The organism is Caulobacter sp., assembly GCF_049283275.1.
Taxonomy (GTDB): domain Bacteria; phylum Pseudomonadota; class Alphaproteobacteria; order Caulobacterales; family Caulobacteraceae; genus Caulobacter.
Window position 1 is genome coordinate 1 of sequence record NZ_JBAPVS010000085.1, and the last position, 2,816, is coordinate 2,816.

Here is a 2,816-nt window from a genome sequence, read left to right on the forward strand (position 1 = left end):
CCGCCAAGGCCGCTCCGGCTTCGGCGTCCGCCTCTGGCGCCACCGCGCCCGCCGCGCCGCGCGCCCACCTGTCGCTGGAACAGCAGGGCATCCCGGCCGGTTCCTACGACCTCGTCCCACTGGACGGCATGCGCAAGACCATCGCGCGCCGCCTGACCGACAGCTTCCGCGACGTGCCGCACTTCCCGCTGACGATCGATCTGGAGATCGACGCCCTGTTGGCGGCGCGCGCCAAGATCAACCATCTGCTGGAGGGCCAGGGCGTGAAGGTGTCGGTCAACGACATCATCATCAAGGCCGTGGCCGTCGCTCTGAAGCGCGTGCCGGAGGCCAACGCCTCCTACACGCCCGAGGGCATCGCCATGCACCATCACGCCGACATCGCGGTGGCCGTGGCCATCGACGGCGGCCTGATCACCCCGATCGTCCGCGCCGCCGAGACCAAGGGCCTGGCCCAGATCTCGACGGAGGTGAAGGATCTGGCGGCCCGCGCCAAATCCAAGAAGCTGAAGCCCGAGGAATTCCAGGGCGGCACCTTCTCGGTCTCCAACCTCGGCATGTTCGGCATCAAGGCCTTCGCCTCGATCATCAACGAGCCGCAGGGCGCGATCATGAGCGTCGGGGCCGGTGAGCAGCGTCCGGTGGTCAAGGACGGCCAACTGGCCGTGGCCACGGTGATGACCGTCACCCTGACCTGCGACCACCGCGTGGTCGACGGCGCCATCGGGGCCAGGTTCCTGGCCGCCTTCAAGCCGCTGATCGAAGAGCCGCTGACCCTGCTCGTCTAATTGCCGGACTGGTTGCTCGAACAGGAGGGCAGGAATGTCCATCTACGACTTCTCCGCCAAGACGCTGGACGGCCAGGACGCGAGCCTGGCCGACTATCGCGGCCAGGTGCTGCTGATCGTCAACACGGCCAGCAAGTGCGGCTTCACCCCGCAATACGAGGGGCTGGAGTCGCTGTACCGAGCGTACAAGGACAAGGGCTTCACCGTCCTGGCCTTCCCTTGCAACCAGTTTGGGGCGCAAGAGCCCGGGAACGCCGAGGAGATCGCGAACTTCTGCTCGCTGACCTACGACGTGACGTTCCCGGTCCTGGCCAAGATCGACGTTAACGGCCCTTCGGCCCATCCGCTCTACGCCCATCTGAAGCACGAGCAGAAGGGCCTACTGGGCACCGAGGCGATCAAATGGAACTTCACCAAGTTCCTGATCGGTCGCGACGGAGAAGTCGTCGAACGCTTCGCGCCCACCACCAAGCCTGAAGACCTCAAGCTCGCCGTCGAGGCGCTGCTCTAACGCTCTCCTGGACCGGCCCGCGGGCCGATCGACCGACGCCCGCCGGCTCCCCCCGAAGGCGTCAAACCTAGGGTAAGAAGACCATGTCCACGGAATTCGACGTCGTCGTCATCGGGGCCGGCCCCGGCGGTTATGTGGCCGCGATCCGCGCCAGCCAGCTTGGCCTGAAGACGGCGATCATCGAGCGCGAGGCCCTGGGCGGCATCTGCCTCAACTGGGGCTGCATCCCGACCAAGGCGCTGCTGAAGTCCGGCGAGATCTACGAGCAGCTGTCGCACCTGGGCGGCTACGGCCTGTCGGTCGAGAAGGCCTCGTTCGACTTCGGCAAGATCATCGAGCGTTCGCGCGGCGTGGCCAAGACCATGTCGAACGGCATCGCCTTCCTGATGAAGAAGCACAAGATCGAGGTCGTCGAGGGCGAGGCCAAGCTCGAAAAGGGCAATCCGTCCCCGAAGGTCGTCGTGGCCTTGAAGGCCGGCGGCAGCCGCACGATCCAGGCCAAGAGCGTGATCCTGGCCAGCGGCGCCCGGGCCCGTGAGATCGCCGCCATCGGCGCGGTCTCGGACGGCGACAAGATTTGGACCTATCGCGACGCCCTGGCCCCCAAGACCATGCCCAAGTCGCTGGTGGTGATCGGCTCGGGCGCCATCGGCATCGAGTTCGCCAGCTTCTACCGCGCCCTGGGCGCCGAAGTGACCGTCGTCGAGGCCGTGGACCGCATCATGCCGGTCGAGGACGCCGAGGTCTCCAAGGCCGCCCAGAAGGCCTTCGAGAAGCGCGGCATCACCTTCCGCATCGGCGCCAAGGTGACCAAGGTCGAGAAGACCAAGGACGGCGTCTCGGTGGCCGTCGAGGTCGGCGGCAAGGCCGAGACCCTGACCGCCGCCGTGTGCATCGTCGCCGTCGGCATCGCCCCGAACACCGAGGGCTTGGACGTCATCGGCCTGAACATGGATCGCGGCCACGTGGTGACCGGCAAGCACGGCGAGACCAACGTCCCCGGCCTCTACGCCATCGGCGACGCCGCAGGCCCGCCCTGGCTGGCCCACAAGGCCAGCCACGAGGGCATCCACGCGGCCGAACACATCGCCGGCTACAAGACCCCGGCCGTCAACTCGCCGATCCCGGGTTGCACCTACGCCAACCCTCAGGTCGCCTCGGTGGGCCTGACCGAGGCCGCGGCCAAGGCGGCGGGCGTCGAGGTCAAGGCCGGCCGCTTCCCGTTCAAGGTCAATGGCAAGGCCGTGGCGGCCGGTGAGACCGAGGGCTTCGTCAAGACGGTGTTCGACGGCAAGACCGGCGCCTTGATCGGCGCGCACATGATTGGCCACGAGGTCACCGAGATGATTCAGGGCTTCGTCACGGCCATCACGCTCGAGGCCACCGAGGAAGACCTGCACGGCATCGTCTACGCCCACCCGACCATGTCGGAAGCCATGCATGAAGCCGCGCTCGACGCTTATGGTCGCGCACTGCACATCTAGGCTGACCCAGTTGGCGGAAGAGTAGGGCGGCGC

Annotated in this window: 3 protein-coding genes; all 3 read left to right on the top strand. The window is 67.0% G+C overall.

Annotated elements, in window-relative coordinates; translation table 11 throughout:
* Positions 1–788 (top strand): 2-oxo acid dehydrogenase subunit E2 (locus WAL33_RS04225; protein ID WP_422178805.1); only part of this gene is annotated, 788 nt, incomplete at its 5' end.
* A gap of 34 nt (positions 789–822) precedes the next feature.
* On the top strand, positions 823–1,299 hold the full coding sequence (locus WAL33_RS04230; protein ID WP_422178807.1) for a glutathione peroxidase: 477 nt from the start codon (positions 823–825) through the stop codon (positions 1,297–1,299).
* A gap of 83 nt (positions 1,300–1,382) precedes the next feature.
* The gene (lpdA, locus tag WAL33_RS04235) at positions 1,383–2,783 is read left to right on the top strand and encodes a dihydrolipoyl dehydrogenase (RefSeq protein WP_422178809.1); all 1,401 of its coding nucleotides are present in this window, start codon (positions 1,383–1,385) and stop codon (positions 2,781–2,783) included.
* Positions 2,784–2,816 lie beyond the last annotated feature (33 nt).